Here is a 26,151-nt window from a genome sequence, read left to right on the forward strand (position 1 = left end):
CGTGTCCGGCACTGACGACGACAACCACCACCCCGGCAGCACCCACTCCGAGGTGTCGGGGACGTCCTCCCGCGATGTCGTACAGGCCAGGGACATCGCGGGAGGCATCCACTTCCACGAACCGGCGCTGTCAGACCGTGGCTCCGCGGCCCCCACGCCGCGGCAGCTTCCCGCCGACGTACGCGGTTTCGTCAACCGGACCGAAGAGCTCAACCAGCTGAACGCGGTGCTGACCAGCGAGAGCGACGATCCTCTCGTGGTGTCGTTGTACGTGATCGCCGGCACTGCGGGCGCGGGCAAGACCTCGCTCGCTCTGCGCTGGGCCCACCAGGTCCGCGATCGCTTTCCCGACGGCCAGCTCTACGTCAATCTCCGCGGCTACGATCCGGGGCGACCGGTCGGCGCCGAGGAGGCGCTGCGCCGCTTCCTGACCTCTCTGGGAGTCCGTGCGCAATCCGTGCCCCAGGACCTCGACGCCGCTGCCGCGCTCTACCGCTCGCTGCTGGCCGACCGTCGGACACTGATCGTCCTCGACAACGCTGCCACGGCGGCCCAGGTCCGTCCGCTGTTACCCGGCAGCGCGAGCTCCCTGGTCGTCGTCACCAGCCGGAGCCGGCTGTCCGGCCTTGCGGTCCGGGACGGAGCACGTCGGCTCACCCTGGGAACACTGCCAGAGCGCGAGGCCATCGCCCTGTTGCGGGCCGTCACCGCCGACTACCGGCCGGAGGACGACGAACAGCAACTCGCGGAACTTGCCCGGCTCTGCGCCCGGCTGCCCCTGGCCCTGCGCATCGCCGCCGAACGTGCGGCCAGCCACCCCCACATGCGACTGCACGACCTGACGGCCGACCTGCGTGACGAATCCGCCCTGTGGGACGCCCTGAGCACCGGCGACGACGACGAAGCCGAAGCAGTCCGCACCGTCTTCGCCTGGTCCTACCGGGCGCTGCCCGACCAGGCGGCCTGGCTGTTCCGTCTGCTGGGCCTACATCCCGGGCCCGAGTTCAGCCTGGCTGCCGCCGCGGCCCTCGCCGGCGTGACGCCGGTCCGGACGCGCCAACTGTTGGACTCCCTGGTCGGGGCCCATTTGCTGGAACAGACCGCCCCGGACCGCTACCAGTTTCACGACCTGCTACGCGCCTACTCCCTTGACCAGGCTCAGCACGAGGAGCCCGAGGAAGGCCGGAGAGCCGCACTGCGCCGCGTCCTGGAGTGGTATCTCCACACAGCCGACGCTGCCCAGAGCTGGATCAGCCCCGACGAGGACCACCTGGACCTCACGTCGCCTCCCGGAGGTGTGTGCCCCCTGTCGTTTCCCGACTACGACGCCGCGGTGGACTGGGCCGAGCGTGAACACTCCAATCTCCTGCAGGCTGTCCGTACGGCAGCCGCCACCGAGGAAGACGGTCTCGCCTGGCAGCTGTGCGCCGTCCTGTGGCACGCGCAGTACCCCTCTGCCGGGGGCGCCGACTGGCTGAGAGTGGGCCCCGTCGGACTGGAAGCGGCAGGCAGGTCCGGCGACCGTGCCGCGGAGGCCCTCCTGTTCACGGAGCTCGGTATGGCGCACTCCCGGGTCAACCGTCTGCCCGAGAGTCTGGAGTGCCACCGAAACGCGCTGGGCATCTGGAACGAGCTGGGCGACCGTCTCAACGCGGCGCACTCGCTCAACCTGATCGGACTGAACCACCTCCATCGCAGGCACCTCGACGCCGCCGCCCGCCACTTCGGTCAGGCCATCGCTGCCTTCGAGGAACAGCAATCGGCTCACTGGGCCGCCACCGCGCTGTCCAACCTCGCGACCACCCACTACCGAGCCGGACGCCTTCCACAGGCCGCGACAGCCATTGAGCAGGCGCTGACAGCACACCGAGCCCTGGGCAACAAACGCGGCGAGGGCAACGTCCTGCGCCTGTTGAGCGGACTTCAGAGAGAGCAGGGGGACATCGAGGAGGCCCTGATCTCCGCTCAGACGGCCGTCGACATCGCCCTCGGCCTCCGCAACCTCCGCCTGGAGGCCTACTGGCTGCTCGCTCTCGGCGAGGCCCAGCAGACCCGCGGCGACCTCGCCGACGCCCTGATCTCCTACCAGCGCTCCGCCACGCTCGAACTCCACCTCGGTGACCGCAGCAAGCAGGCCTTGGCGTGGCACCGTACGGGTGAGGTCTACCGTCGGCTCGACCGCCAGACGGAGGCGGCCGACTTTCACCGTCAGGCCGCCGCCACCCACCACGAACTCGGCGACGCCTGGCACGAGGCCCTGGCCCTCGACGGCCTGGGATCGGCCCTGTCCTACGAAGACCCTCGGGCGGCCCGCAGGCACTGGGCCGAGGCCATGAGGCTCCTGGCCGACTTCGACGACCCACGAGCGGTGGCGACGCGGGCGCGTGTCGAACTCCGCCTGGCGGAATCCGACTGAGTGCGTTGCGGCAAAGGTAGTCCCTGTTCGATGAGCAGGGGCTTCTTCGTGTGCGGGGCGTGATCGCGGAGAGGTAGGGCAGGCAGCGGACGGCTTGTTGTGGATCGAGGAGCGTGCGATGCCGTCGGTGCGGGTTGACGGAACAGCGTGAGGCGCGGAGGAGCAGGATCTGGAGTCCTGGACGGAGGTTCTGGAGCAGGCGCAGGCGGAGGTGGATGCCGCGCGGGAGCGGGTCGAGCGGGGCCGGGTGGGGTGTGAGGAGCTGGTGTCGGTGCTGGCCGAGGAGAGCCCCGTGAATACGCCGGTTCACATGCCGTCTGGCGGTGAGATGGCTGCCGCCGTGGGTCGAGCGGCTCCGGCACGGGGGCATGGCGAGAGGCCGCCGGTGTGGCGGTCGTCGGGGTGGCAGTACGCCTTCGGACGCCCGCCCTGTCTGAGCAGCCAGGCCGGCACCGGCATCGCGGAGCGGACCTCGGCCCACTCCGCGTCCGTCATGTCACTCGGACAGCACCGCGCCCGCCATCCCGGAGCGATCGAACCGAACCTGCGCACGTAGCAGTCACACCCAGGGGTGACCGCGGTGGACGCGAGTACAGCAGGGCTGGTCAACTCGTCGGACAACGGGTCCCCTTGCTCGTGACCGGCCTCAACAACCACGTCACTGCCAAGAGGCCCGTTTCTTCATGCCCACAACCACACCGGCAACCCTGTCCGAATGATCACCCGCACCACAGGCTTCGAACGAGATCCGGTTTGCCACAACGCACTGAGCCAAACCCTGCTGGAGTTGCACGACGCCATCCGGTTCAACAGCTGATGCCCTGGAGGAGAGCCCCGGCGACCGCCGGGACCTTGCTCAGCAGGGCGATCGGCTGACGCTGCTGCTGCAGGCTGCTGCAGTGGCGGTCGAGTCCGCGCCAAGCGCCTGTCGGCCATGCGGCTTGAACTCGGGCCAGAACGCAACCCGGTGAACCTGTGTGGTCAGAGCGCTAGCAGGTGATCGACTTGGTGGGGCCGGTCCTACTGTCGGTATTCTCCCCGTCCAGCCACACCCGCCAGGTGTGAGTACCACTGCACCTGGCCGGCAGGGAAATGTTGCCGGAGCTGTCGCCGCTGGCGTTCCAGCCGTCGCTGTTCGCGGTGTACCAGATCCCCAGGACCTTGCGCTGAATCTTGATCTTCATGTAACCGCAGCCGCTGCCGGTCCAGGCACCGTATCCGGTGACCTGGCCGCCGCCGGTCTTCAGCACATTGCCGGCCGTAACGCTGCAGGAGGCTGCGGCAGCCGGTGACTCTCCCGCGAGGAGGAGTCCCCCGGCCATGACACCTCCGAGCACAGCGGACATGGTCCTCTTCTTGAAGTTGCGCATGTTGATTCCCCCGTGGGCAGTCTTGAGGAGCGGAAAGGAGTAGATGAACGTGCGGAGTACGTGGTGCTGGTGACCTGGGCCCCCAGCACCACGGCTTCCCCTGCCTCAGACTGGACGGTCGACAGCTGAATCCACGACCTGATTCGGCCTGGACCGAACAACGACATAACGGAATTTCCGTAGGAGTTTGACTCACAGCTTCGGGGAGCGATGGTCTTTCGCATTCACTTCACAGCTGAGGATTTGGCCCGCACGAGAGTGGCCGAGGCGCCCATGCCGTTAGTAGAGCTGAAGGCGGCTGCACGGGCCTTGCAAGATCGCAGTCAACTGGCTCGGCTGAGTAGCTGGCGTCGTCATGCACTCGCACAGCTATCCCCTTCAGCACGTCTGACCCTGGACTTCATTCCCTCTGCAGGTTGGTCACCAACTCTCCTCGGTGCGCCCAGGGCCGGCGCGCCGGAGGAACTCATCGAGCAGGTACGTGCGACACCGGTGTCCCAGATCCGGAAGGAGTTGACTACGATCCTCCCGCGAAACAGCCCAGTCTCGCCTCTGACTCACCGCCTCACCGACGCAGACTTCCTCCAAGAAGTCTGCGATGGCCTCAGCGCTCTCTACGAGGCTCTCCTCGCTCCCTACTGGCCAGAGATAGTTGACGCCCTCGTATCTGATCGGTCAGTGCGTATGCGGCAGGTGCTGCACGGGGGCGTGGAGCTGCTACTCAGCCAGGTCAATCCGCAACGTATGCGCTGGAAGGCTCCGATACTGGAAATCTCCACACCGAAGGACGACAACGAATACGATCTGCACCTAGGAGGCCGAGGCCTGCTGCTCATGCCCTCGGTGATGCTGAACAGTCCTGTTATCCACTACGACGCTGAGCCCCAGCCTGCCGTCACCTACCCAGCCAGTTATGACCAGCCCTTGCGTCGGCTGACCTACTTCACGCCCAAAACCGTCCCCACACAAGGCACCGCACCAGTCGCAGCGCTGCTCGGGCACACACGTGCGGCTGTACTTGCGGCCATCGCCGAGCACCCAGGCTGCTCAACCAAGGAAGTTGCCGCCTTCACGGGGTTGTCCACATCCAGCGCCAGCGAACACGCCACCGTCCTCCGTGAAGCTGGGCTAACTACCACCGTCAGGCACCGCAACACGGCGCTGCACAGCCCAAGCCAGCTAGGGCTCAGCCTTTTGAACCACACCTCAAACTGAGCTGACACCGACCTCCGGTCCGTCCTGGTCTATCCCGTCGCGCGGCACCCGCTGTGGCTCCACGAGCTCAGTAGGCCGGGGACTGGGCCCGGTGGCTGTCGCTCCGTTTCCAGTCCCCGACCCTACTCAGACCCTGGGCATCGACAGTGGCTTCAGAAGCTGTTGTCTTTTCGATCTTGAGAGATGCGCGTCGAACGGGAGTCCCGATCGGGTGGTCGCGGGGTGCTGGGCGCATATGAACAGGGCCTCCTGAACACAACGGAACCGCTAGTGCTGAGATTGATCATGGAGCGGGGCCTCTGCGCGGGAGGGGACTGAGCGTCAGGAGCCGGTCCGGGGGCTGATCAGGGTGCAGACCCGGCCACGGTCTGGGCGTCGGCCTGGGGCGTGAGGGCGCGGGTCTGGGGTGCGTCGTCCCGGTAGGACGGGTAGTCCGTGTAGCCGGCCTGTCCTCCGCCGTAGAACGTGGCGGGGTCGGCGGCGGCCAGTGGCAGGTGCTCGCGGTAGCGGCGGACCAGGTCCGGGTTGGCGATGAACGGCGTGCCGAAGGCGACCAGGTCGGCATGCCCGGCGTCCAGCGCTGCTCGGGCGCGGGCGAGGTCGTAGCCGTTGTTGGCGATGTACGGGCCGGTGAACCGCTCCCGCAGCGCGCGGTAGTCGAGGGAGACGGCCGTCGTCGCCATGCCGCCTTCCAGGACGTGCGCGTAGGCCAGGTTGCGTGCGCTCAGCTGCCCGAGGAAGTACTCGAAGTGGCCCTGCGGGTCGGAGTCCGACATCGAGTTGAAGCCGTTCTCCGGTGTCAGGCGAACCCCCACCCGCTCGGCGGGCCACTGTTCGCATACGGCGTCGAGGACCTCGTTCAGCAGGCGCATGCGGTTGGCCGCGCTACCGCCGTATGCGTCCGTGCGGTGGTTGGTCTGGTTGCGCAGGAACTGGTCGATCAGGTAGCCGTTGCCGGCGTGGACCTCGATGCCGTCGAAGCCCGCCTGCTTGGCCAGCGCGGCGGCGCGGCGGAACTGGTCGACGATGCCCGGCAGCTCGCCGGCGTCGAGCGCGCGGGGCGTCACGAAGCCCTGCGGGCCGGTGTGGGTGACGGCCTGGCCGGCGGGTGCGAGCGCCGAGGGGGCGACGGGCACCTGCCCGTCCAGCAGGCTCGGGTGGGAGACGCGGCCGCAGTGCTGCAACTGGACGAAGATGCGCCCGCCCTCCGCGTGGACCGCGTCGGTCAGACGCCGCCAGCTCGCCGCCTGGGCGGCGGTGTGCAGGCCAGGCGTGAAGGGATAGCCGACCGCCTGCGGAGAGACAGTGGTGGACTCCGCGACGATCAGGCCCGCAGTGGCGCGCTGACGGTAATGGTCGACCATTAGCGAGGGAACGCAGCCGTCGGCGTCGGCGCGGTTGCGGGTCATCGGCGCCATCACCATCCGGTTGGCGAGCGTGAGGCCGCCCAGGTCGAACGGCGCGAACAGGTCGAGGTGCATGCGGAGCTCCAGCGTTGCGGCGAGCGTCGTAGGACAGTTGTCCTAGGGCGCCGTCACGCTAGGCCGCAGATCACGGCGGTGTCAACGGCTTGACGATCTAGGACGGCTGACCTACGTTATGCCTCTAGGTCGACTGTCCTACAGTGTCGGAAGGGGATCACCATGACTGCTGTGGCGACCCGCGAACAGATCGTCGCGGCGGCCGACCGGCTCTTCTACCACCACGGCTACGAGCACACCTCGTTCGCGGACATCGCCGGAGCCGTCGGCCTGTCGCGGGGGAACTTCTACTACCACTTCAAGTCCAAGGACGCGATCTTGGACGCGGTGATCGATGCCCGCCTGGCCGACACCCGGCGGATGCTGGAGCAGTGGGAGGCCGAGGCGCTGACCCCGGCCGGCCGGATCATGCGGTACGTCGAGATCGTGCTGACCAACCGCGCCGACATCCAGGACTACGGCTGCCCCGTGGGCACCTTGACCACGGAGCTGGCCAAGCTGGAGCACGCCATGCTCGGCCAGGCCGGCCGCCTGTTCACCCTGTTCCGCACCTGGCTGCGCGAGCAGTTCGCACTGCTCGGACCGGCCGAGCAGGCCGACGAGCTGGCGATGCACGTGCTCGCCTTCAGCCAGGGCGTCGCCGTCATGGCCAACGCCTTCCACGACGAGGCGTTCATCCAGCGCGAGGTCGACCGAATGCGCGACTGGCTGCGCACCTACGAGAGATGAGAGAAAGCATGTTCGTGGTCCTGCTCCGGTTCTCCGACAACAAGGCCGCCGCCGCCCAGCACATGGCCGGCCACCAGGAGTGGATCCAGCGCGGCCTGGACGACAAGGTCTTCCTGCTGGTCGGCAGCATCCAGCCGGGCCTCGGCGGCGCGGTCCTCGCCCACAACACCTCGCCCGAGGAACTGCGCAAGCGCGTCGACGAGGACCCGTTCGTCGTCCAGGACGTCGTCACGGCGGAGATCATCGAGATCGCGCCGGGCATGGCGGACGAGCGGCTGAACTTCCTACTGTGACGAGACCGTTCCTCGGCCCCGACGGCGCACCGCGCTGCGCGTGGAGCGGCGCCCTCCAGGGGGCGCGTCGTCCGACCGATTAGCCAGCAGCGGCCCTATCCCTGGTGGAAGCGTTTCGATCGAAACGCTTCGCACGGGCGTTCCAATCGTTTCGGTCGAAACGTTTGGTGTCCCATCCATGCCTCACGGCTCCGGTCAGCCCAAGATGCTGCCCCCTCCCGGGCCGACCGTACGCGCCGGGTGGTCTCGATCTCAGTGCCAACCGCAGCACCGTGCCTTACTTGCCTGACAGATCCAGATGCTCGCCGACCTGCTCAGGCGACCGGGGAACCCCAGATAACCCGCCTCGCGGTCGAGAGTGCCAAGGGCGTCTGCCACGGCGCGGATCAGCCGGCCGTGGACGGCCTCCAGGTCGCTGCGACGACCGCGCCTCCGGCATGGTCGACTCCGTCGACGCCAAGTCCCTCACGATCACGTGGGAGGGCGGCGTCGGCGACGAGACGTTCCAGAAGGCGGAGGGGGCGCTGCCCTCGGGGCTGCCGACGGATCTGACGGCGGATCTGCCGACGGCGAGCGCCGGGTCGTAGATGTCGTAGATCATGTGTCGGGCGGGCCGCGGAACCTCCGGGTTTCGCGGCCCGTTCGCACACAACCACACCGCCGGCTACGACAGCGGCCTTGAACTCCCCGGGAACCAACTCCATGCGCACCGTTTCCTTCGCCACCGCCGCCGCCCTTCTCGCGGCCCTCACGCTCACCGCCTGCAGTGGTGGCAGCGACGACGGGAACGGGGGTGGCTCGGGCGGCGGGGACTCCGGCAAGGGCACGAGCAGTTCCGCTGCCGCGAGTAGCGCCTGCACGACGGATCAGGGTACGCACACCGAAGTCGGGGCCCACACTGCTGCTCCGGCCGTCGGTGACGAAGGCGCCGTCCACATCATCGTGACCAACAAGGGCACCGACGACTGCACCCTGGAAGGCGCCCCCACCAAAGTCGAGTTGCTCGGCCCCACCGATTACGACGTCAAGCCGCAGGAGGGTGTCTCAGAGGCGGCGCCGCTGACACTGGCGCCAGAGCAAGCGGTCACATTTACGGTCTCGTACGTGCGTGGGGACGCCAGTAACGGCCAGAAGGGCGCGGGCTTTACCGGCCTGCAGTTCTTCCTGCCCGAGGACGACAAGGCAAGCGCCCACGAGTGGCCGGATGCCGACGTCGCAATCAAGTCCGAGGGCGAACTCGAGGCATCAGTGGGCCCCTTCCTGTCGGTCGGCGACTGACTCAGGGCAGCCTCGGCCGGACCCCCACCTGGGCCCGGTCCGCCGCCTCCGCGCCCTGTCGCCAGCCGGCGGCGTCGCGTGCCGCCGCCGTGGTGACCCGTCCGGCGTACCCGCCACGGGGCGAATGTGGGGACTGACCCGCAACCGGGCCCCCAGTGGTCGACGCACCGATGCCCGAGTACACGCCAGCTGTCTCATGAAGCCTCCCGGATCGCGGTCCAGCCCGCGCTGTTGAAGGCCTCGTCAGGTCCGGGAGCGGGGATCCGTAGGCGAAGCCGGTCGGTTCGTCGCCGTCGAATCCGACGACGCAGGTGAAGCCCGGCTTGCTGGTCCAGTGGTCGACGAACCAGTCGAATCGCTGGTGGAATTCGTCATCCATGGCGTCGGCGTAGGCGTCGGCGTGCACGTCTATCAGGCTGGCGACGCTCGTCACTCAGGTGCGTCTTGGCGGTGATCCAAGCCTCGCCGCCCCGGACGAAAGCCTCCGCCCGCCCGACCGCGCACCCCTTGGGGGCATGGAGGGTAAGAGATCGGTCCCCGGCGTCTTCACGTCCTTCTCGTCCGGCCCTGCCTGCATGACGCCGTGCAGCAGGAGGGTGGTGGCATCGCGGTTGGCCCCGGGCAGGGACTCGGCGGACACATGACGGGCGGCGGCACGCAGTTGGGAGAGGGCTGGGTCGGTGTGCGCGTCGCTCTGCATCCAGGCCGAGTTGCGGCGCAGGGCGGCCCGCAGGCGCCGCTCCAGCAGCACCTCCCGGTAGTCACCGCGTTCCCCTAACCCTTTCAGGCGGGCGCCCTCGATGTGTTGCCCGCCCATCGCCTTCAAGTGCTCCAGCAGCGGCCGTTCCGCCTCGACTTGCTCGGTCGTACCCTCTGCCGTTCCGGCAGCCATGGCCGCGCCTCCCCGGCGTCACGGTGATCCGTACGAGAAACATTGTGCTGCAAGGGTGGCGGTAGCGGTGGGGGCGCAGTTCTCCGATGCCCGCCCAGGCCATCCACGTCATCGCCTGGGCATCCACCACCACAGCTAAGATCAAGAAGCAGTGCAAGTGACGGGACTTCCTCACGATGACGACCTCCAAGGCACGCCTCACAGCACTGATCACACCGGTTGAGCAGGAAAGCCAGGACGAAGCGAAAGCACTGGCGGACGAGGGTCGGACGACCAAGGCAATCCGCCGACTGCGCAAGAACTCTGGCCTCGCACTCCATACGGCCCCGACCGCTTTGGATCTGCTCACCGAGGGGAAGCCTCTGCCGACCACCTATGGCCAGGCGCTGGAGGCACTACGTCGACTCGACGCGCCACTGGTCGAGGAGATGACGAACCTTCTCCGCAACGGCGACCGTGATTCCGCGATCAAATCCCTGCGGAAACAGACGGACATCGACCTGGCGGGCGGCTATCACCTCGTCATGGAACTGAGTGCACAACTCGACACTCACTGACGATTCCAAGAAGCGGTTTTCCGTCGCTCGTAGAATTGCACCGCAATGTTTTCGCCCACCCCTTGATCATCCAAGGGGTGGGCTGAGCGTGTTGGGGAAGAAGTAGAGGGCTGAATGCCTGCCTCTCCCACCAGAATCTGCGGCCCGAAGCGGCGGCATCGAGAACGGGGGAGCCGTGGAACAGACCGTCTGGACCGTAGTCGCGGCGATTGTCGTCGTGAACGTCTTGGGTTTCCTCGGAGCCATGCTGTTCGTCAAGGTGCACCGGATGTGGAAGCGCCGCCGGGGCTGAGCGGCCCACGGATGGTGCGGGTACCCCTGCGGTGAAGGAGCCTCGACATCGGCCGAGCACCCTCATGTGCCCAGACCATGTTGCAGACGTAGACACACCCGTGCTGCGAAGCGGCGAGGAACTGGATGAAGCCACGTCTGCCGAAGAGGGGAAGTTTCACCTCCTGGCTCATCACCCTGCTGGACGCCGCCAGCCCGTCCCGGACTGCCGCGCGGCGCCCGCCGATGGACGTCTTCCGACGCCACCGGCCCGTGCACGGCAGCGCAGGACACCTGCAACCGGACGAGCCACGTGTACTGGAGGAGTGGGATGACTTCACGTACCAGGTAGTCGGCACCGCCCCGAACCTCGCCACAGCCCAGGAGTGAACGGACTTCAGAACAGCGCCGACTCAACCGCGTGAACCGTCGTCGGCGCGACGGAGACCACCTGACACTTCGGCGCCGCTTGCCTGCGGATCAGGACTCCCACCTCAGGGCAGGAGCTTCAGCGCTGCCGTGCGCTACGCCAAGACCGGCGAACCTGGGCCGGTTGGCTACGCCGCGCGACTCTCGAAGCGGAACTCCGGTGTCGCGCGTGGGTCGATGAGCGCGCCGGAGTGCAGGGCCTCGGCCAGGCTCTCGATGAGTTCGAGGGTCGGGTCGACACCGCTCTCCTCGATGCGCTCGATCTCCTCCACAGCCAGCCCAGCCCGCTCAGCGAGTTCCGCGCTGCTCAGCCCCAGCTCCGAGCGCCGTTCGTAAACTGCGAGAGCGAAGTCCATACGCCGCCCGGCGGCCCTGTACGCGGGGTCCTCCCGGTCCTCGGGGGGGACGCTCCAGCCGGTGTGGTAGCCCCTGCTCATGATGCCTCCTCGCCCCTACTGTAGGTGCCGTGCTCGCCCGCCGGAGGATGCTCGGCTTCACAGACCTTCCGCGCCCGCTGAGCCCGGAGCACTTCCTCCGTCTGCCGCATCTTCGTCTTCCTGAACACCGTGAGCAGCACTGCCCTGCGCCCCGGGGCCAGCCAGTAGGTGACCCGGAAGGAACCGACGCGGAGTTCCCGCAGCCCGTCACCGAGGTGGCTTGCCAGCGGAAAGGGCAGAAGCGGTCCTTCCACAGCGAGCCGATCCGCGAAACGCTCGACCGCACGGTAGTCGGCGAGTGCGAGAGTCTCCAGCCACGCGCGTACCTCCGGTTCCAGCTCGATCACGTAGAGGACCGAGTCCTCACTCATTGCCGCTCCCGCATTGCTGCCGCACTCATCGCCACTGCCGCCAACTGACGTCGCCCTGCTCAGACAAGCAGCGCCGAAGCCGGGACATCGTCGGCCGAGGGGTGCGTCACTCGAACGGGAAGGGCTCCTCTCCCCCGTAGGCCCGTGTCCCGCGGCAGCCCTCACGAGACACGGGCCCGGACCTCCGGTCAGACGGTCAGGGCCGACGAGTGGTGAGGGTGCTCTTGCGGCGGTCGGGTGTTCGACCTCCACCCCGGCTATGCCCAGGTCGGCCACGCGCAGCAGTTCCTCGGCACGTCGGCGGAAGCCCTCACTGTTCAGGAGACGCTGCGCGGTGTATGCCTCACGCTGCGGGCGTTCCGTCTCCGGGGTGACGTCCCAGAGGTTCTCCCCGAACCAGTCGAAGACGGGCGCGAGCTGTTCGTGCCCGGCGTTTCCCGCGCGGGTGAGCAGCAGGGCGTCCGGGGTCATGGTGCGGGCCAGCCGTGCGCGGTCGTGGACCCGCTCGCCGGGGAAGTCGATGGGGTTCTCACGGGACGCGTCCCGCTCGTACCAGACCTGACGGCGGCCCTTGGGATAGGCATAGAGCCATTCCGTCTCGACCCTGCGCGTGCCCAGTTCGAAACCGTAGGTCCAGCGGACGCCGTCCTCCAGAACGATGTCCGCCTCATGAAGGAGGTCTCGGAAGCGGCCTTCGGATCGAGGGCGAACTCGTCGCGGGGGATGCCGTCGTTGGAGGTCCAGTCGGCATAGGAGCGCAACACGGCGCGGCGCATGTTCTTCAGGGCCGCGACGACATTGGACTTGCCGGACGCGTTGGCGCCGAAGACCCCGACCACGGTATGGACGGGGAGCCTGCGGCCGTCGGAGAGCAGCGTCTCGCGGGCGGCGGCGCGCTCCGTCTCGGAATCCTCGGGAGCGACGAACGACAGCTCCTGCTCGTCGCGCAGCGACCGGACGTTCGCCACCCGGAATCTCAGCAGCATCCTGGCTCCTTCATGGCGGAAAGACCAGTCACGTCGGCGGGTCCGCGGCTCGGATGTGCTGCTTTCGTATGTTCTCCGGCGGCCGGCCCCAAGTCGGGCCGACCGCCGGAGAAAGTACAGGGGCGATCCCAGGGTCCTAGATGAACGAGTTGATCTCGATCGTCTCGTCGCGGCCCGGGCCCACCCCGATGGCGGAGATCGGGGCGCCGGACATGTCCTCCAGGGCCTTGACGTACGCCTGGGCGTTCTTCGGCAGGTCGGAGAACGACTTGGCCTTGGAGATGTCCTCGGACCAGCCGGGGAGCATCTCGTAGACCGGCTTCGCGTGGTGGAAGTCGGTCTGGGAGTAGGGGAGCTCCTCGACGCGCTTGCCGTCGATCTCGTAGGCGACGCAGACCGGGATCTGCTCCCAGCCGGTGAGCACGTCGAGCTTGGTGAGGAAGAAGTCCGTCAGGCCGTTCACTCGGGTCGCGTACCGGGCGATGACCGCGTCGAACCAGCCGCAGCGGCGGTCACGGCCGGTGGTGACGCCCCGCTCGTGGCCGATGCGGCGCAGGGCCTCGCCGTCCTCGTCGAAGAGCTCCGTCGGGAACGGGCCGGCGCCGACACGGGTCGTGTACGCCTTCAGGATGCCGATGACGCGGCTGATCTTCGTGGGGCCGACGCCCGCACCCGTGCAGGCACCGCCGGCCGTGGGGTTCGAGGAGGTCACGAAGGGGTACGTGCCGTGGTCGATGTCCAGGAGCGTGCCCTGGCCGCCCTCGAAGAGGACCACCTTGTCGTCGTCGAGCGCCTGGTTGAGGACCAGGACCGTGTCGGCGACGTACGGGGCGAGCTTGTCGGCGTAGCCCAGCAGCTCCTCGACGACCTGCTCGACAGCGATGGCGCGCCGGTTGTAGAGCTTGGTCAAAATCTGGTTCTTGACGTCGAGGGCCGCCTCGACCTTCTGCGTCAGGATCGACTCGTCGTACAGGTCCTGTACCCGGATGCCCACGCGGTTGATCTTGTCCGCGTAGGTGGGGCCGATGCCCCGCCCCGTCGTGCCGATCTTGCGCTTGCCGAGGAAGCGCTCGGTGACCTTGTCGACGGTCACGTTGTACGGGGTGATGATGTGAGCGTTGCCGCTGATCAGGAGCTTGGACGTGTCGACGCCGCGCTCGTTCAGACCGCTCAGCTCGGAGAGCAGGACCGACGGGTCGACGACGACGCCGTTGCCGATGACCGGAGTGCACTCCGGAGTGAGAATGCCGGAGGGGAGAAGATGAAGGGCGTACTTCTGGTCGCCGACGACGACCGTGTGGCCGGCGTTGTTGCCGCCCTGGTAGCGGACCACGTAGTCCACGGATCCGCCGAGCAGGTCGGTGGCCTTCCCTTTACCCTCGTCACCCCACTGAGCACCGAGCAGCACAAGTGCGGGCACGCGCGTACACCCCTTCCGGGCGGGGCATGTCCAAGGTCGGGGGCGTACGCGGTGGCTTGAATGCTCACCGCGTGCACCGCGACCGCCGTTGGTCGCACACTGTGGACCCGGATGCCCCGGAATAGACGAAGCCCCTGGCGCAATAGCGCAAGGGGCTCTTGCACAAAGATGCTACCCGAGGAAGCGAGGCAGGACCGAGGTGGCAACTGGCGACCAGCTCCTCGTGGTCATCGACCCCCTCGCCCGTCACACGGACGGTGAGGCGGTAAGGATCGCGAAAGACGTGCTCAGCGCGGGTGCGGCGAGTACGAAAGTGTGCCTTCCGGAAGGGCCCGAGGAATTCGCTCGGGTGCTGGCGCGGAGGGGTTCGCGACGGCCGGTGGTGGTCGGGGACGACCGTGCTCTGCTGCGGGCGGTGGCCCTTCTGCACCGGCAGCGGGAGCTGGCGGCGTGCGCCCTCTCGCTGGTCCCGGTGGGGCCGGCGCTGGGGCTCTCCCGGTCGCTCGGCGTGCCGACCGGCGCCGTGGCCGCCGCGCGAACCGCCCTCGACGGGGTCGAACGACGGCTGGATCTGCTCGTCGACGACAGCGACGGGGTGGTGCTCGGCACACTGCGCATCCCGGCGCCCGCCGGGGCGACCGCCGTCGACACGGAGGCCGAGGCCGAGACGGACGCCGACTCCGGATCCGACGTCGGAGCGGAGGCCGGTGTGGGGGCAGGGGGAGACTCCTCCGGTCACTCGTGGCTGCGCAGCTGGCCGCAGTCCCTGGTGCGGACGTTGTCCGCGCGGCCGCCCCGGCTGACGCGAATCCCGCGGCCCGCCCGAATACGGGTCGCCTCCCCGGCCGCGGTCGGGCCCTCCCGGCTGCGGGTGGAGGTGGACGGGGTGACGCTCGTCGACCTCGACCAGCCGGTGCAGGGGGTGTCGATCGCCCCCGGCACGGACGGCGGCGCGGACGTCGAGGTCCGGCCGGTCTCGGTGGGCGCCGAGGCGGCGCCGCTGCGGGCGGTGGGACAGCGGGTGACGGTGTCCGGCGCGGACTTCCGCTACCGGGCCGACTCTCTGGTGGCCGGCCCGGTGCGCACCCGGACGTGGACGGTGCGGGAGGGAGCGTGGGGGCTGACGTTGCCAGGGTGACCCGGGGGACGCCTCGGGCGGGCCCCGACGGGCCCCGGTGACGCCCGGTGCCCGTACCGGCGACGCCCCCGGCCGACTCCGTAGACGTCTCGGGGCCAGGCTCGGCGGCACCTCAGGAACGGGCTCCTCGGCTCAGGACCGGGCTCCCCGGCGCCACAGGGCCAGGCCCGTGGACGCCCCTGGGCCGGACTCGTCGGCACCTCAGGAACGGGCGCTCGTCGGCACCTCGGGGCCAGGCCCGTGGACGCCCCTGGGCCGGGCCCGCCGGGGTCTTGGGGCCGGACTGGGCGGGGCCGGACTCGGCGGCACCTCAGGAACGGGCTCGTCGGCACCTCGGGACCAGGCCCGTGGGCGCCCCTGGGCCGGGCCCGCCGGGGTCTTGGGGCCGGACTGGGCGGGGCCGGACTCGGCGGCACCTCAGGAACGGGCTCGGCGGCACCTCGGGCCAACCCGTCGACACCCGGGCCCCGACACCGGCGACGCCCCGGGCGAACCCCGGCCACGCCTCGGGGCGGGCCCCGGTGACCGCTCGGGGCGGGCCCCGGTGACCGCTCGGGGCGGGCCCCGGTGACCGCTCGGGGCGGGCCCCGACGGGCCCCGGTGACGCCCGGTGCCCGTACCGGCGACGCCTCGGGCCGACTCCGTCGACGTCTCGGGGCCAGGCTCGTCGACGTCTCAAGCCAGACCCGTCGACGCCCCGATGCCGACAGGGGCGACGTCTCGGGGCGGCCTGCGCGTCCGGTGCGGGCGTCCTGCAATCGTCGGGCACCCTGAATCACCCGATCCGCGACTGTCGCCGCTGAGCGGCGATCGTCTGGTCAGCAGCCGGCGGCCCCTGCGGGGAGTCGGCCGCTGGAGCTGCGTGGCGGCCTTCCCTGCCTTTGTGCCGCTCTGCGGCCTATCACCCCATCCAGGACCCAGGGCAATTCGGGGAGGTGACGTGCAATTTCCAATGGTCTGGTTGACAAACAATTAACGCGTCGAGACTCTTGGCCGACTCATTCGGGCTAGAGAGTTCCGGTTCAGCGGCAGTGCGCGGCGCGATCACGGCAACCAGGAAGGGGCCACCCGATGGCAGTTCAAGAGGGCGTAGCCCCGGACGCGTCCGAGACGGGCGCCGGAGGCGAAGGCGCGGTTCACCGGCTCAAGCCCAACGCGGTGGGCCTGCTGGGCGTGGTCTTCATGGCCGTCGCCACCGCCGCACCGATCACCGCGATGACGGGCAACGTGCCGTTCATCGTCTCGTCCGGCAACGGCATCGGGGCACCCGCGAGCTATCTCGTCGCAATGGTCGTGCTGGCAATCTTTTCCGTCGGCTTCACGTCGATGGCGAAGCACATCACCTCCACGGGCGCCTTCTACGGCTTCATCTCCTACGGCCTCGGCCGTACGGCCGGCCTCGCCTCGGGGCTCCTCGCGACCTTCGCGTACGTCGTCTTCGAGCCGGCCCTGATCGGCATCTTCTCGGTCTTCGCGACGACGACCCTGGAGGACCAGACGGGCACGCACGTCCCGTGGTGGGCGTTCGCCGTCCTGATGCTGGCCGTGAACGCCATGGGCACCTGGTTCGGGGTGTCGGTCGCCGAGAAGCTGCTGGTGGTGCTGCTGGCCACGGAGGTCTTCATCCTGGCCCTGATGGCGGGGGCGGTCGCCCTGAACGGCGGCGGCCCGCACGGCTTCACCCTCGGCCCGGTCAACCCCGTGAACGCCTTCCAGGGCACATCAGCCGGCCTCGGCCTCTTCTTCGCCTTCTGGTCGTGGGTCGGCTTCGAGTCGACGGCGATGTACGGCGAGGAGTCCCGCGACCCGAAGAAGATCATCCCCAAGGCGACGATGATCTCGGTCCTCGGCGTCGGTGTCTTCTACGTCTTCGTCTCCTGGATGGCGATCATCGGCAACGGGGAGCAGGAGGCGGTCGCCGCCGCCTCCTCCGCGAACCCCCTCGCGATGTTCTTCAACCCCACCGAGCAGTACGTCGGCCACTGGGCGGTCGTCGTCATGCAGTGGCTGATGATCACCGGTTCGCTCGCGTGCGGCATGGCCTTCCACAACTGCGCGGCCCGCTACCTGTACGCGCTGGGCCGGGAGGGCGTTCTCCCGTCGCTCCAGCGGACCGTCGGCCGCACCCACCCCCGCCACGGCTCACCGCACATCGCCGGCCTGGTCCAGACGGCCGTCACCGCCCTCCTGCTCCTCGCGTTCGCCCTCGCCGGCAAGGACCCCTACACCGGCACGTACGTCCTGCTCGCCATCCTCGGCACGATGGCCATCCTGGTCGTCCAGGCGGTCTGCTCCTTCGCGGTGCTCGCCTACTTCCGCTCCCACCACCCCGAGTCCCGCCACTGGTTCAGGACGCTCACCGCCCCGCTGGTCGGCGGTGTGGCGATGCTCGCGGTGGTGGTGCTGCTGGTGTCGAACATGGGCGTCGCGGCGGGCCCGGAGTCCGGTTCGTTCGTCCTGCGGGCGACCCCGTGGATCGTCGCCCTGATCGCTGTCGGCGGCATCGTCTACGCGCAGTACCTCAAGCGCCGGGCCCCCGAGCGGTACGCGCTGCTGGGGCGGACGGTGCTGGAGGAGACGAAGGAGCGGTAAGCCGCGAGGGGCCGCCGGGCGCTCCGCCGGTCCTGGCCTGGAGGGGGAACCTCAAGTGTTGCTCTGAAGTGGCCGGGACGGGGGTTGTCGTCCCCTCGGGCCGGTGACACTGCGGGCAAGCGGGGTGCGCGAAGGGGGCCGGGATGCGGATCGGATTGCGGTGGCGGGCGGTGCCGGGGGACGAGACCCGGGCCCTGGACCTGTACGACGCCGCGTACCTGGCGGGCGGAGCGCACCGGGTGGCCGACTGTGCGGTGATCACGCTCGCCGAGCGCGGACAGCTCACCGTGCGGGGCTCACGTGTCCGCGCGGCGGGCGGCGACCGGCCCTCTCACCCTGTCGAACACGCCCTGATCGACTCCTGCCCGCGCAGCCGGAGCCTGGTCGCCGTGCACAGCGGACTGCAACGGTCGTCACCGGTCGAGGAGATCGGTCGGCGGCTCGCCGCGGAGGGGCTGGTGACCGGTTCCCGGCGCCGTCCCACCAGGGCGGGCCGCCGGCGCCTGCGGGCGGCCCAGGAGGGCGGCGCCCTCCCCACGTATGTGTTCGAGGGTCCCGCCGCGCTCCCGCGGGGGCCGGTCCGCCGCGGCGTCACCGGCGTCCAGCCGATCCCGTCCGGCCTCGGCCGCGCCCTGCTCCGCATGGGCAGGGCCCTGGACAACGACCACGACCACGACTCCGGCTCCGACTCGGGTTCCGATTCGGGTTCGGGCGACGGCTGGTCAGGAGGGTTCGGTTGCGGCGGCGGAGGTGGCGGCGACTGAGCAGGCCGACGCTCGCTTCAGCGGAGGGTGCCGAGCCGGTCGCGGGGAATTCCGGTCCGGCTGTCACAGAACCGAATGCCGGCCGGTCCTTCTCGTGTGCGCCGTCCGACGGGCGGCGCACCGGGTGCGGCGGTGTGGTCGCCGTGTCCGTCGGGAAGAGCGTCAGCGAACGGAGACAGTGATTCGGCCCCTGGCTGCCGCTTCCCGTCCGGAGATGCCTCGGTCGGTAACCGCCGCTCGTCCGTGCCGCCGTTGCCTCCGGAGTCGACCATCCCGCCCTCGGCCGGGACCCGCCTCGGCGTGAGGACGGCCCCTCGCCGGATCCTACGGCGGCGGCGTGGAACGGCCGGGCACGTCCTCGGGGTACCGGTCAGCGCGGTTTCGGCCGGACGTCCCGCGGGGTCACGCGGGGAGGAGACTCGGCCACCACGGTGGGACGTTGCCCGGGCAGAGGGGCGCGGGGTACGAGTCCGGAAGGCCGAGCCAGGTCACGAGGAACCAGGTGAACCACAGCGTGAACACCAGCCCCGCGGCCAGTGCCGCCCCTCGGTGACGGCGCCCGAGCGTGCCGTGCAGGACGAGCCAGGGGATCGCCGCGGCAACCCAGATGACCGGAGCGAGAAGCAGCAGAGTCATGCCGTTGGCGCCGCCGCCGACATCGCACGCGGCCCATGCCCTCCCTATGGCGACGACCGACACCACCGCGGCCAGCCCTCCGAAGAAGGCACCCGACACGACCCCCCTGAACCAGGGGCTCGGAGGACTCGACGGCCCCGCTCCCATGATCGCCTCCCCCCCGCCGTCACCGTAGAGGCGGAGAGTAACAAGGTGGGCCTGCCTGTCGGCTTCGCGCCTCTCCCCATGACTTGATGAATAAGGCGTTGACAACAAGTTGTTTGCGTTTGACGCTGGGCTCATGACATCGAAGCCCTCGGATCCGTCGACACCGCCCCCGGCCCCCTCCGCCCTCGCCACCCCCGCGCCGCATCCCGGCGCCTCAGCAGAGGTCGGCGACCCCTTCATGCCCCCGAGCGCCGACGAGGCGCGGGTGCAGCGGACCTACACCTCGTTGTTCCGTATCGCCGAGCGGCACGCCGCCACGGACGGGCAGCGCCGCCGACAGGTACACCCCTCTGTGCTGGGCCCGCACGAGGCCGTCCGGCTGGTGTCGTTCCTCCTCAGCGGTGCCGCGCTGCTGGAGGACGGGGAACCGGAGGTCGACCGGGCGGACATCACCGCCGCGCTGAGCCTCGTCCCGTCGGCCCGCGCCGAGATGGACGAACTGGAGGTCGGCCTCCTGGAGATGGCCCGCGGCCGGGGCATGACCTGGCCGGAGATCGCGTTCGGCCTGGGCCTCCAGACACCGCAGGCCGCCCGCCAGCGCTACGAACGCCTGGCCGGCCGCACCGACAAGGGCGCCGAATAGCGAGGGCGGGCAGCGAGCAGCGGGGGTCAGCGTCGGCCGAAGACCTCGTCGCGGTGGGCGCGCCAGCGGTCCATCATCGCCTCCAGCTCGCCCTCGATGAACTCGAAGAACGCGAGGGTCTCGGCGAGACGACGGCCCGCGGGGCTGTCGGCGCCGAGGCTGGCGACCCCCTCGCGCAACGCGTCCTCCCAGCGCTTGATGAGAGCCTCACGATTGGTCAGCGCCTCGTACCACTGGTCGCTGTGGACGCGGTAACGCTCTCGCCGTGAGCCGGGCTCGCGTTCCCGTGACACCAGGTGCACCTGGGCCAGGTAACGGACCGCGCCCGACACGGCGGCGGGGCTGATCCGCAGCTGTTCGCCCAGCTCGACGGAGGTCAGCGCGCCGGTGTCGGAAGCGAGGAGCGCGGCGAAGACGCGAGCCGGCATGCGCGGCACCCCGGCCTCCACGAGCTGCGCCGCGAAGTGCTCGACGAAACGCGAGACCGACTCGGGATCCCGCGCCGCCCCGCTCTCGTTCCCACCGCCCGCGGATCCCGCGTCCGGCACCCTCTCGAGCTCGGACCCGGACTTCGATTCCGCCATCGCTGGATCATCTCCCCTGGTCAGCCACCCCAGCCAGTCTACTGGCGATTCATACGCTTCCTTAACTTCACAAATTTCTGAAGTAAGCGTACCTTCTGAAGCATGACGAAGGCCAACCCCGCCATCGAGGTGTCCGCACTCCACAAGTCGTTCGGACGGACCCACGCGCTCGCCGGCCTCGACCTCACCGTCGACTCCGGCGAGGTCCACGGCTTCCTCGGCCCCAACGGGGCCGGCAAGTCCACCGCCATCCGCGTCCTCCTCGGCCTGCTCCGCGCCGACTCCGGGGCCACCCGGATCCTCGGCCGCGACCCATGGAAGGACGCGGTGGAGGTGCACCGCCGCATCGCGTACGTACCCGGTGATGTCACCCTCTGGCGGAACCTGTCCGGCGGCGAGGTCATCGACCTCTACGGCCGGCTGCGCGGAGGCCTCGACAGCCGCCGCCGCGCGGAGCTGATCGAACGCTTCGAACTGGACCCGACGAAGAAGGGCCGGACCTACTCGAAGGGCAACCGCCAGAAGGTCGCACTCGTCGCCGCCTTCGCCTCCGACGTCGACCTGCTGATCCTCGACGAACCGACCTCCGGCCTCGATCCGCTGATGGAGGAGGTCTTCCAGCGCTGCGTACGCGAGGAACGCGACCGGGGCCGCACCGTCCTGCTGTCGTCCCACATCCTCAGCGAGGTCGAGGAGTTGTGCGACCGGGTGAGCATCATCCGCAAGGGCGTCACCGTCGAGAGCGGCTCCCTGGCCGACCTGCGCCATCTGACCCGTACGGCCGTCGCCGCCGAACTCGCCTCCCCGCCCGGCGACCTGTCCCGCCTCCCCGGCGTCCACGACCTCGACGTCCAGGGCAACCGGGTCCGCCTCCAGGTCGACACCGACCGGCTCGACGGCGTACTGCGCTCCTTGACGGAGTCCGGCGTACGGTCCCTGACCTCGACACCGCCCACTCTGGAGGAACTGTTCCTGCGGCACTACCAGGACGACGGGGCGGACGGCGATGCCGGGGCAGGGGCCGGGACGGACGCCGGCTCGCAGGAGACGGCGGTGGCGCGATGACCGCCGTCGACAGCGCGTCCACGCCTCCGGTCCCGCCCCCATCCGGGTCCGGGTCACCGGGGGCCGGGGCATCCGGGTCCCGGGCATCCGGGGCCGGGTCCGCCGTACGGTCCGGCGGGTCACGTCAACTGGCCGGTACGGGAATCCTGTTGCGGTTCGCTCTGCGGCGGGACCGGGTGATGGTGCCGGTGTGGGTCGCGGTGACGGGGCTGATGGTCCTCTCCATGCCGAACAGCTTGCAGAGCCTGTACGGCACCGCCGCCGAACGCGCCGATCTGATGCGGCAGATGACCGCCAACTCATCGCTGCGCGCCCTGGTCGGGCCCGTCTTCGACGACTCCCTGGGCGCCCTGACCGCCTGGCGCGTCGGCGTCTACGCCGGTGCCCTCGCCGCCGCGATGAGTCTCCTCGTCGTCATCCGCCACACCCGCGACGAGGAGGAGAGCGGCCGGCAGGAAGTGGTCGCCTCGGGGATGGTGGGGCGCCGGGCCCCGTTGACGGCGGCACTCCTGACGGCACTGATCGCGAACGGTGCGCTGGCGCTCCTGGTCACGGCCGGACTGTCCGGGCACGGCGCTGCGGGCGCGCCGGCCTTCGGGCTGGGGATCGCGGGCGTCGGGATGGTGTTCGCGACGATGGCCGCGGTGGTCGCCCAGCTGACGGAGAGCGCGCGGCTGGCGCGCGGGCTGACGGCGGGGGTGCTGGGGGCGGCGTTCGTCCTGCGGGCGGCGGGCGACGCTTCCACGAACGATGGTTCGTCTTTGTTGACGTGGCTGTCGCCGCTGGGGTGGCTGGAAAACGAGCGTTCGTTCGCGGATGAGCGGTGGTGGGTGCTGCTGCTGTTCGTCGGAGCGGCGCTCCTCCAGGGTGCGGCGGCGTACGAACTCGCCGGGCGCCGTGATGTCGGCATGAGCTTCCTGCCGACCCGGCCGGGACCGGCGGCGGGGCGCCTGGCGACGGCGGGCGCGCTGGCCTGGCGGTTGCAGCGGGGCAGCGTGCTCGGCTGGAGCATCGGGTTCTTCCTCGCCGGGGTCGTCTACGGCGGGCTGACCGAGGGCGCGGCCGACCTGGTCGCCGACAACGAGGGCGCCCGCCAGATCTTCGAACGCATGGGCGGCCGGTCCGGCCTCACGGACGCGTTCCTCGCGTCGATGATCGGCGTGCTCGGGCTGATCGCCGCGCTGTACGTCGTGAGCGCCGTGCTGCGGCTGCACGGCGAGGAGACCTCGGGCCGGGCCGAGCCCCTCCTCGCCAACGCCGTCGGCCGGTTGCGGTGGGCCGCGGGCCATCTGGCCATCGCGTTCGCCGGCTCCGTGTGGATCATGTTGCTCGCGGGCCTGGGCTTCGCCCTCGGTTACGGCAAGGAGTTCGGCCCGATCCTGGGTGCCTGTCTCGTCCAGGTCGCCGGGGTGTGGGTCATCGGCGGGGCCGCCGTCCTCGTGCACGGCCTCGCCCCCCGGGCGGCCATGGCGGCCTGGGGCCTCGCCGGCGCCGTCCTCCTGATCGGCTGGATCGGCCCGGCGCTCGACGCCCCCCAAGCCGTACTCGACCTCTCCCCCTTCGGCCACCTGCCGAAGCTGCCGGGCGGGCAGATGGAGTGGGGTCCGGTACTGACCCTGATCGGGCTGGCTGTGGTGCTGGTGGCGGTCGGTCTGGCGGGGTTGCGGCGGCGGGACGTCATGAGTTGAGGGGTCCCGCGTCGGCGAAACCCCGGGCGGGGCGAGCCGACGAGAACCGTGGCGGAGCGGGCCGCGTCCCCGTCGTCGTGGACAAACCGGGGGCGCGGGACGGGACGGACGGGCGTGGGCGGCGGCCCGATCGGCAGAGCGCGCAGGCGTGCGCGGGGTGTGCGCTGTCGGCGGTGGGGGCGACCGCCGCCGCCCTCCTGTGGGCGTCCGCGCCCCGGACCCGGCGCCACATGGGCGGCGGCTTCGAGGGCGAGGACACCGACTACACCGTTCTCGTCACCGAGTTCCCCCTGGTGGTCGCGGCCGGAGCCGCCGTCCCCGCCCTCCTCTGTGCGCTGATCGCGCTGTTGCTGAACCGCCGGCGATGACTCCCGCGCGGACCGAGGGCGGCGGCAGGGCGGCTACAGCACGTCGACGAAGTCGCCGGTCGCCTTCACGGCCGGGGTGGTGGAGGTACCGGTGAAGTACCAGCGCCAGTAACCGTCCGCGGACGCGGTGACGGTGGTCGCGAGAGCGCCCGTGCCGGAGGTGTACACGGTCTTGACCGTGTTGTACGTGGTCGTGCCCGCCGGGCGGAACTGGAGCTTCACCGGCTGGTTGGTGTAGCCGCGGTAGTCGAGCGTGTCCCAGTTGGCGCGGGTCAGCGAGCCGGTGACGTTGAGGGTCTTGCCCTTGGCGATCGGCTCCGGGCTCGCGTTCACGGACAGCCTGGCGTGCCGCTGCAGCCGGGTCGTGGTGTATGCGTCCCGTACCGTCCAGCTGCCGTCGTTGGCGGAGACCGTGACCCAGACCTTCCAGCTTCCGGCGTCGGCGTTGGTGACCCACCAGTCCGGTTCGAAGGTGAAGGTCTTCGAGCAGGTGGAGGTGGTGGCGTTGGACGCCGAGACGACGCAGTCCGCGGGCGTGGTGTCCTCGTTGGGCGTGATGTAGCCGTCGGGGTTGTCGGGATCGGTCCCGCGCCACAGATGGAAATCCGCGTCCCAGATCCCCGAGGGGTCGGTGGCGGTCACCGAGACGGTGACCGTCCGGTCGGCGGTGTCGATCACGATGTCCTTGCCGCTGCTGAAGGCCACCTTCGTGATCTGGATGTCGCCGACTATCTCGTCCGCGGACGCGGACGGGCCGGTGGCGCCGCCCAGCACGGTGGCGGCGGCGAGCCCGGCGAAAAGCGCGCGCTTGCGCATGCATCTCCCTCGCGAGTGACGATCCGACCGCCTGACGGCTCCACGGCGACCGACGCCGTGAACGCGTACCAGCGCGGACGAGCCTCTACGAGCACGGAGGCATCGACGCGCACGGTGCACGCCTTGGGTGCGTCGGCGAACCGGCTCACACGGCGGGCTGCGCACGCCGACGGGTGACGGCCGGCGCAGGCGGACGGACGAACAGGCCAACCGTAGTGATCACACGAACCAATGACAATCAGCCAGCGAAGTCATCGGTTTCCGGCCCCGGCGGGAAGCGGCGCGGGCCGCCGCCGACCCTCGGCACCGCGGCGGGCTCCGCTCTACGCCAGCTCCACCTGGAGCCCTTCCAGCCCCCGGATCACGAAGTTCGGCTTGCGCTTCGGCTCCGCCGCGAGGGACAGGGTGGGGGCCTGCTCCAGCAGGGCCCTCATCGACGCCGCCAGCTCGATCCGTGCGAGGGGCGCGCCGATGCAGTAGTGGATACCGGCGCTGAAGGAGATGTGCGGGTTCTCCTTACGGGTGAGGTCCAGCTTCTCGGGGTCGTCGAAGACGGCCGGGTCGTGGTTCGCGGAACCGAAGAGCATCGCGATCTCCGCGCCCCGGGGGACGGTCGTGCCGTCGATCTCGATGTCGTCCAGCACCCAGCGCTCGAAGAGCTGCAGCGGGGTGTCGTACCGCATCAGCTCCTCCACGGCCGTCGGCACCAGCGCATGGTCCGCGCGCAGGGCGGCCAGCTGGTCGGGGTTGCGGAACAGCGCCCACCAGCCGTTCACCGTGGCGTTCACCGTCGCCTCGTGGCCCGCGTTCAGCAGCAGCACACAGGTCGAGATCATCTCCTGCTCGGTGAGCCTGTCGCCCTCGTCGTACGCCGCGATCAGCCCCGAGATCAGGTCCTCGCCCGGCTCCGCCCGGCGGTGCGCGATCAGCTCCCGGAGGTACTCCGAGAACTCCACCGACGCCCGCACCGCCTTCTTCGCCGTCGCCTGCGACGGGCTCAGCTCGTACATCCCGCAGATGTCCGCCGACCAGGGCCGCAGCTGCGCCCGGTCCGACTCGGGGACACCGAGCATCTCGGCGATCACCGCCACCGGGAGCGGCTCCGCGACATCCGCCAGCAGATCACCGCCGCCGGCCTCGACCAGTCCGGCCACCAGCTCGCCCGCCAGCCCCTCCACATACGGCTTCAGCTGCTCCACCGTGCGCGGTGTGAACGCCTTCGACACCAGCCGCCTGATCCGGGTGTGGTCCGGGGGCTCCAGATCCAGCATCCCGTGGTCGTTCAGCGTGTGGAACGGCTCGTGCTCAGGCGGCGGCGCACTGCGGCCGAAGTCCTCGTGCGTGAACCTGTGCTGGTACGTCCTGCCCAGCCGCCGGTCCCGCAGCAGCGCCGAGACATCCGCGTGGTGCGGGACGAGCCACTGGTTCGTGGGCTCGAAGTACCGCACCCGGCCCCCCGCCCGCAGCTGGGCGTACGCCGGGTACGGGTCCGCCACGAAGTCGGGGTCCCAGGGATCGAATGCGAGATCGGAAGCAGCTGCCATGAACGGACGCTAACCCGCGACC

27 protein-coding genes are annotated in these 26,151 nt (G+C 69.8%); 15 read left to right on the forward strand and 12 right to left on the reverse strand.

Features of this window, described 5'->3' with window-relative positions:
- Position 1 precedes the first annotated feature (1 nt).
- On the forward strand, positions 2-2,416 hold the full coding sequence (locus ACZ43N_RS16130; protein ID WP_468098004.1) for an ATP-binding protein: 2,415 nt from the start codon (positions 2-4) through the stop codon (positions 2,414-2,416).
- Between the two features lie 989 nt (positions 2,417-3,405).
- Here the strand turns inward: ACZ43N_RS16130 and ACZ43N_RS16135 are convergent.
- Positions 3,406-3,762, reverse strand: a complete 357-nt coding sequence (locus tag ACZ43N_RS16135) for a hypothetical protein (protein WP_468098006.1) — start codon at positions 3,760-3,762, stop codon at positions 3,406-3,408.
- A gap of 732 nt (positions 3,763-4,494) precedes the next feature.
- Between ACZ43N_RS16135 and ACZ43N_RS16140 the strand changes: the two genes are divergently transcribed.
- A complete protein-coding gene (locus ACZ43N_RS16140) occupies positions 4,495-5,001 on the forward strand; it encodes a winged helix-turn-helix domain-containing protein (RefSeq protein ID WP_468098007.1) in 507 nt (168 codons plus the stop codon).
- 344 nt (positions 5,002-5,345) lie between these two features.
- Here ACZ43N_RS16140 and ACZ43N_RS16145 read toward each other — a convergent pair whose 3' ends face one another.
- Positions 5,346-6,482, reverse strand: coding sequence for an alkene reductase (locus tag ACZ43N_RS16145; RefSeq protein ID WP_468098008.1), 1,137 nt, complete (start codon positions 6,480-6,482; stop codon positions 5,346-5,348).
- Between the two features lie 162 nt (positions 6,483-6,644).
- Between ACZ43N_RS16145 and ACZ43N_RS16150 the strand changes: the two genes are divergently transcribed.
- The 4 genes from ACZ43N_RS16150 to ACZ43N_RS16165 all read left to right on the forward strand — a co-directional run bounded on the left by ACZ43N_RS16150 (position 6,645) and on the right by ACZ43N_RS16165 (position 8,782).
- Complete coding sequence (locus ACZ43N_RS16150) at positions 6,645-7,211, forward strand: TetR/AcrR family transcriptional regulator (protein WP_468098009.1); 567 nt, start codon at positions 6,645-6,647, stop codon at positions 7,209-7,211.
- Entirely contained in the window at positions 7,208-7,504 is a 297-nt protein-coding gene (locus tag ACZ43N_RS16155; protein ID WP_468098010.1) for a YciI family protein, read from the forward strand. The genes ACZ43N_RS16150 and ACZ43N_RS16155 overlap by 4 nt, the downstream gene beginning before the upstream one ends.
- 437 nt (positions 7,505-7,941) lie before the next feature.
- On the forward strand, positions 7,942-8,091 hold the full coding sequence (locus ACZ43N_RS16160; RefSeq protein ID WP_468098186.1) for a hypothetical protein: 150 nt from the start codon (positions 7,942-7,944) through the stop codon (positions 8,089-8,091).
- Between the two features lie 115 nt (positions 8,092-8,206).
- Complete coding sequence (locus ACZ43N_RS16165) at positions 8,207-8,782, forward strand: DUF4232 domain-containing protein (protein ID WP_468098012.1); 576 nt, start codon at positions 8,207-8,209, stop codon at positions 8,780-8,782.
- Between the two features lies 1 nt (position 8,783).
- On the opposite strand, the gene ACZ43N_RS16170 is transcribed toward ACZ43N_RS16165, so the two are convergent.
- Together ACZ43N_RS16170 and ACZ43N_RS16175 are read right to left on the reverse strand one after the other, a co-directional pair.
- Positions 8,784-9,161 carry a hypothetical protein gene (locus ACZ43N_RS16170; protein ID WP_468098175.1) on the reverse strand — a complete coding sequence of 126 codons (378 nt, stop codon included), beginning with the start codon at positions 9,159-9,161 and terminating at the stop codon, positions 8,784-8,786.
- Between the two features lie 54 nt (positions 9,162-9,215).
- Positions 9,216-9,674, reverse strand: coding sequence for a hypothetical protein (locus ACZ43N_RS16175; RefSeq protein WP_468098013.1), 459 nt, complete (start codon positions 9,672-9,674; stop codon positions 9,216-9,218).
- Between the two features lie 176 nt (positions 9,675-9,850).
- Here ACZ43N_RS16175 and ACZ43N_RS16180 point away from each other — a divergent pair, with 176 nt between their 5' ends.
- Together ACZ43N_RS16180 and ACZ43N_RS16185 are read left to right on the forward strand one after the other, a co-directional pair.
- Positions 9,851-10,231 (forward strand): hypothetical protein, encoded by a 381-nt coding sequence (locus ACZ43N_RS16180; RefSeq protein WP_468098014.1) that lies wholly within the window; start codon positions 9,851-9,853, stop codon positions 10,229-10,231.
- A gap of 417 nt (positions 10,232-10,648) precedes the next feature.
- Entirely contained in the window at positions 10,649-10,891 is a 243-nt protein-coding gene (locus tag ACZ43N_RS16185; protein WP_468098016.1) for a DUF6087 family protein, read from the forward strand.
- 167 nt (positions 10,892-11,058) lie between these two features.
- On the opposite strand, the gene ACZ43N_RS16190 is transcribed toward ACZ43N_RS16185, so the two are convergent.
- The 4 genes from ACZ43N_RS16190 to ACZ43N_RS16205 all read right to left on the reverse strand — a co-directional run bounded on the left by ACZ43N_RS16190 (position 11,059) and on the right by ACZ43N_RS16205 (position 14,144).
- Positions 11,059-11,367: a helix-turn-helix domain-containing protein gene (locus ACZ43N_RS16190; protein ID WP_468098017.1), complete on the reverse strand. Its 309-nt coding sequence runs from the start codon at positions 11,365-11,367 to the stop codon at positions 11,059-11,061.
- Positions 11,364-11,738, reverse strand: coding sequence for a type II toxin-antitoxin system RelE/ParE family toxin (locus ACZ43N_RS16195; RefSeq protein WP_468098019.1), 375 nt, complete (start codon positions 11,736-11,738; stop codon positions 11,364-11,366). Before ACZ43N_RS16195 ends, ACZ43N_RS16190 begins: the two co-directional genes overlap by 4 nt.
- A gap of 467 nt (positions 11,739-12,205) precedes the next feature.
- Positions 12,206-12,724 (reverse strand): AAA family ATPase, encoded by a 519-nt coding sequence (locus tag ACZ43N_RS16200; RefSeq protein ID WP_468098020.1) that lies wholly within the window; start codon positions 12,722-12,724, stop codon positions 12,206-12,208.
- A 136-nt stretch (positions 12,725-12,860) separates the two neighbouring features.
- Positions 12,861-14,144: an adenylosuccinate synthase gene (locus tag ACZ43N_RS16205; RefSeq protein ID WP_468098022.1), complete on the reverse strand. Its 1,284-nt coding sequence runs from the start codon at positions 14,142-14,144 to the stop codon at positions 12,861-12,863.
- 199 nt (positions 14,145-14,343) lie between these two features.
- Here ACZ43N_RS16205 and ACZ43N_RS16210 point away from each other — a divergent pair, with 199 nt between their 5' ends.
- The 3 genes from ACZ43N_RS16210 to ACZ43N_RS16220 all read left to right on the forward strand — a co-directional run bounded on the left by ACZ43N_RS16210 (position 14,344) and on the right by ACZ43N_RS16220 (position 18,638).
- Positions 14,344-15,282, forward strand: a complete 939-nt coding sequence (locus ACZ43N_RS16210) for a diacylglycerol kinase family protein (RefSeq protein ID WP_468098024.1) — start codon at positions 14,344-14,346, stop codon at positions 15,280-15,282.
- A gap of 1,071 nt (positions 15,283-16,353) precedes the next feature.
- Positions 16,354-17,874: an APC family permease gene (locus tag ACZ43N_RS16215; RefSeq protein ID WP_468098025.1), complete on the forward strand. Its 1,521-nt coding sequence runs from the start codon at positions 16,354-16,356 to the stop codon at positions 17,872-17,874.
- 143 nt (positions 17,875-18,017) lie between these two features.
- Complete coding sequence (locus ACZ43N_RS16220; protein WP_468098027.1) at positions 18,018-18,638, forward strand: TIGR04222 domain-containing membrane protein; 621 nt, start codon at positions 18,018-18,020, stop codon at positions 18,636-18,638.
- Between the two features lie 402 nt (positions 18,639-19,040).
- Here ACZ43N_RS16220 and ACZ43N_RS16225 read toward each other — a convergent pair whose 3' ends face one another.
- On the reverse strand, positions 19,041-19,373 hold the full coding sequence (locus ACZ43N_RS16225; protein WP_468098028.1) for a hypothetical protein: 333 nt from the start codon (positions 19,371-19,373) through the stop codon (positions 19,041-19,043).
- Positions 19,374-19,659: 286 nt separating this feature from the next.
- On the opposite strand from ACZ43N_RS16225, the gene ACZ43N_RS16230 reads away from it, so the two are divergent.
- Positions 19,660-20,064 carry a DNA-binding protein gene (locus tag ACZ43N_RS16230; RefSeq protein WP_468098176.1) on the forward strand — a complete coding sequence of 135 codons (405 nt, stop codon included), beginning with the start codon at positions 19,660-19,662 and terminating at the stop codon, positions 20,062-20,064.
- A 26-nt stretch (positions 20,065-20,090) separates the two neighbouring features.
- Here the strand turns inward: ACZ43N_RS16230 and ACZ43N_RS16235 are convergent, their stop codons facing one another.
- Positions 20,091-20,648: a GbsR/MarR family transcriptional regulator gene (locus tag ACZ43N_RS16235; RefSeq protein ID WP_468098029.1), complete on the reverse strand. Its 558-nt coding sequence runs from the start codon at positions 20,646-20,648 to the stop codon at positions 20,091-20,093.
- Positions 20,649-20,750: 102 nt separating this feature from the next.
- Between ACZ43N_RS16235 and ACZ43N_RS16240 the strand changes: the two genes are divergently transcribed.
- From ACZ43N_RS16240 to ACZ43N_RS16250, 3 genes are all read left to right on the forward strand, one after another.
- Positions 20,751-21,713, forward strand: coding sequence for an ABC transporter ATP-binding protein (locus ACZ43N_RS16240; protein ID WP_468098031.1), 963 nt, complete (start codon positions 20,751-20,753; stop codon positions 21,711-21,713).
- Positions 21,710-23,401 (forward strand): ABC transporter permease, encoded by a 1,692-nt coding sequence (locus tag ACZ43N_RS16245; protein WP_468098032.1) that lies wholly within the window; start codon positions 21,710-21,712, stop codon positions 23,399-23,401. The genes ACZ43N_RS16240 and ACZ43N_RS16245 overlap by 4 nt, the downstream gene beginning before the upstream one ends.
- 173 nt (positions 23,402-23,574) lie before the next feature.
- The gene (locus ACZ43N_RS16250; RefSeq protein WP_468098034.1) at positions 23,575-23,769 is read left to right on the forward strand and encodes a hypothetical protein; all 195 of its coding nucleotides are present in this window, start codon (positions 23,575-23,577) and stop codon (positions 23,767-23,769) included.
- A gap of 33 nt (positions 23,770-23,802) precedes the next feature.
- On the opposite strand, the gene ACZ43N_RS16255 is transcribed toward ACZ43N_RS16250, so the two are convergent.
- Both ACZ43N_RS16255 and ACZ43N_RS16260 read right to left on the reverse strand, forming a co-directional pair.
- Positions 23,803-24,585, reverse strand: a complete 783-nt coding sequence (locus ACZ43N_RS16255) for a carbohydrate-binding domain-containing protein (protein ID WP_468098035.1) — start codon at positions 24,583-24,585, stop codon at positions 23,803-23,805.
- A 323-nt stretch (positions 24,586-24,908) separates the two neighbouring features.
- On the reverse strand, positions 24,909-26,129 hold the full coding sequence (locus ACZ43N_RS16260) for a cytochrome P450 (protein WP_468098036.1): 1,221 nt from the start codon (positions 26,127-26,129) through the stop codon (positions 24,909-24,911).
- Between the last annotated feature and the right edge of the window lie 22 nt (positions 26,130-26,151).

The sequence above is a fragment of the Streptomyces sp. NPDC030814 genome, assembly GCF_055572155.1.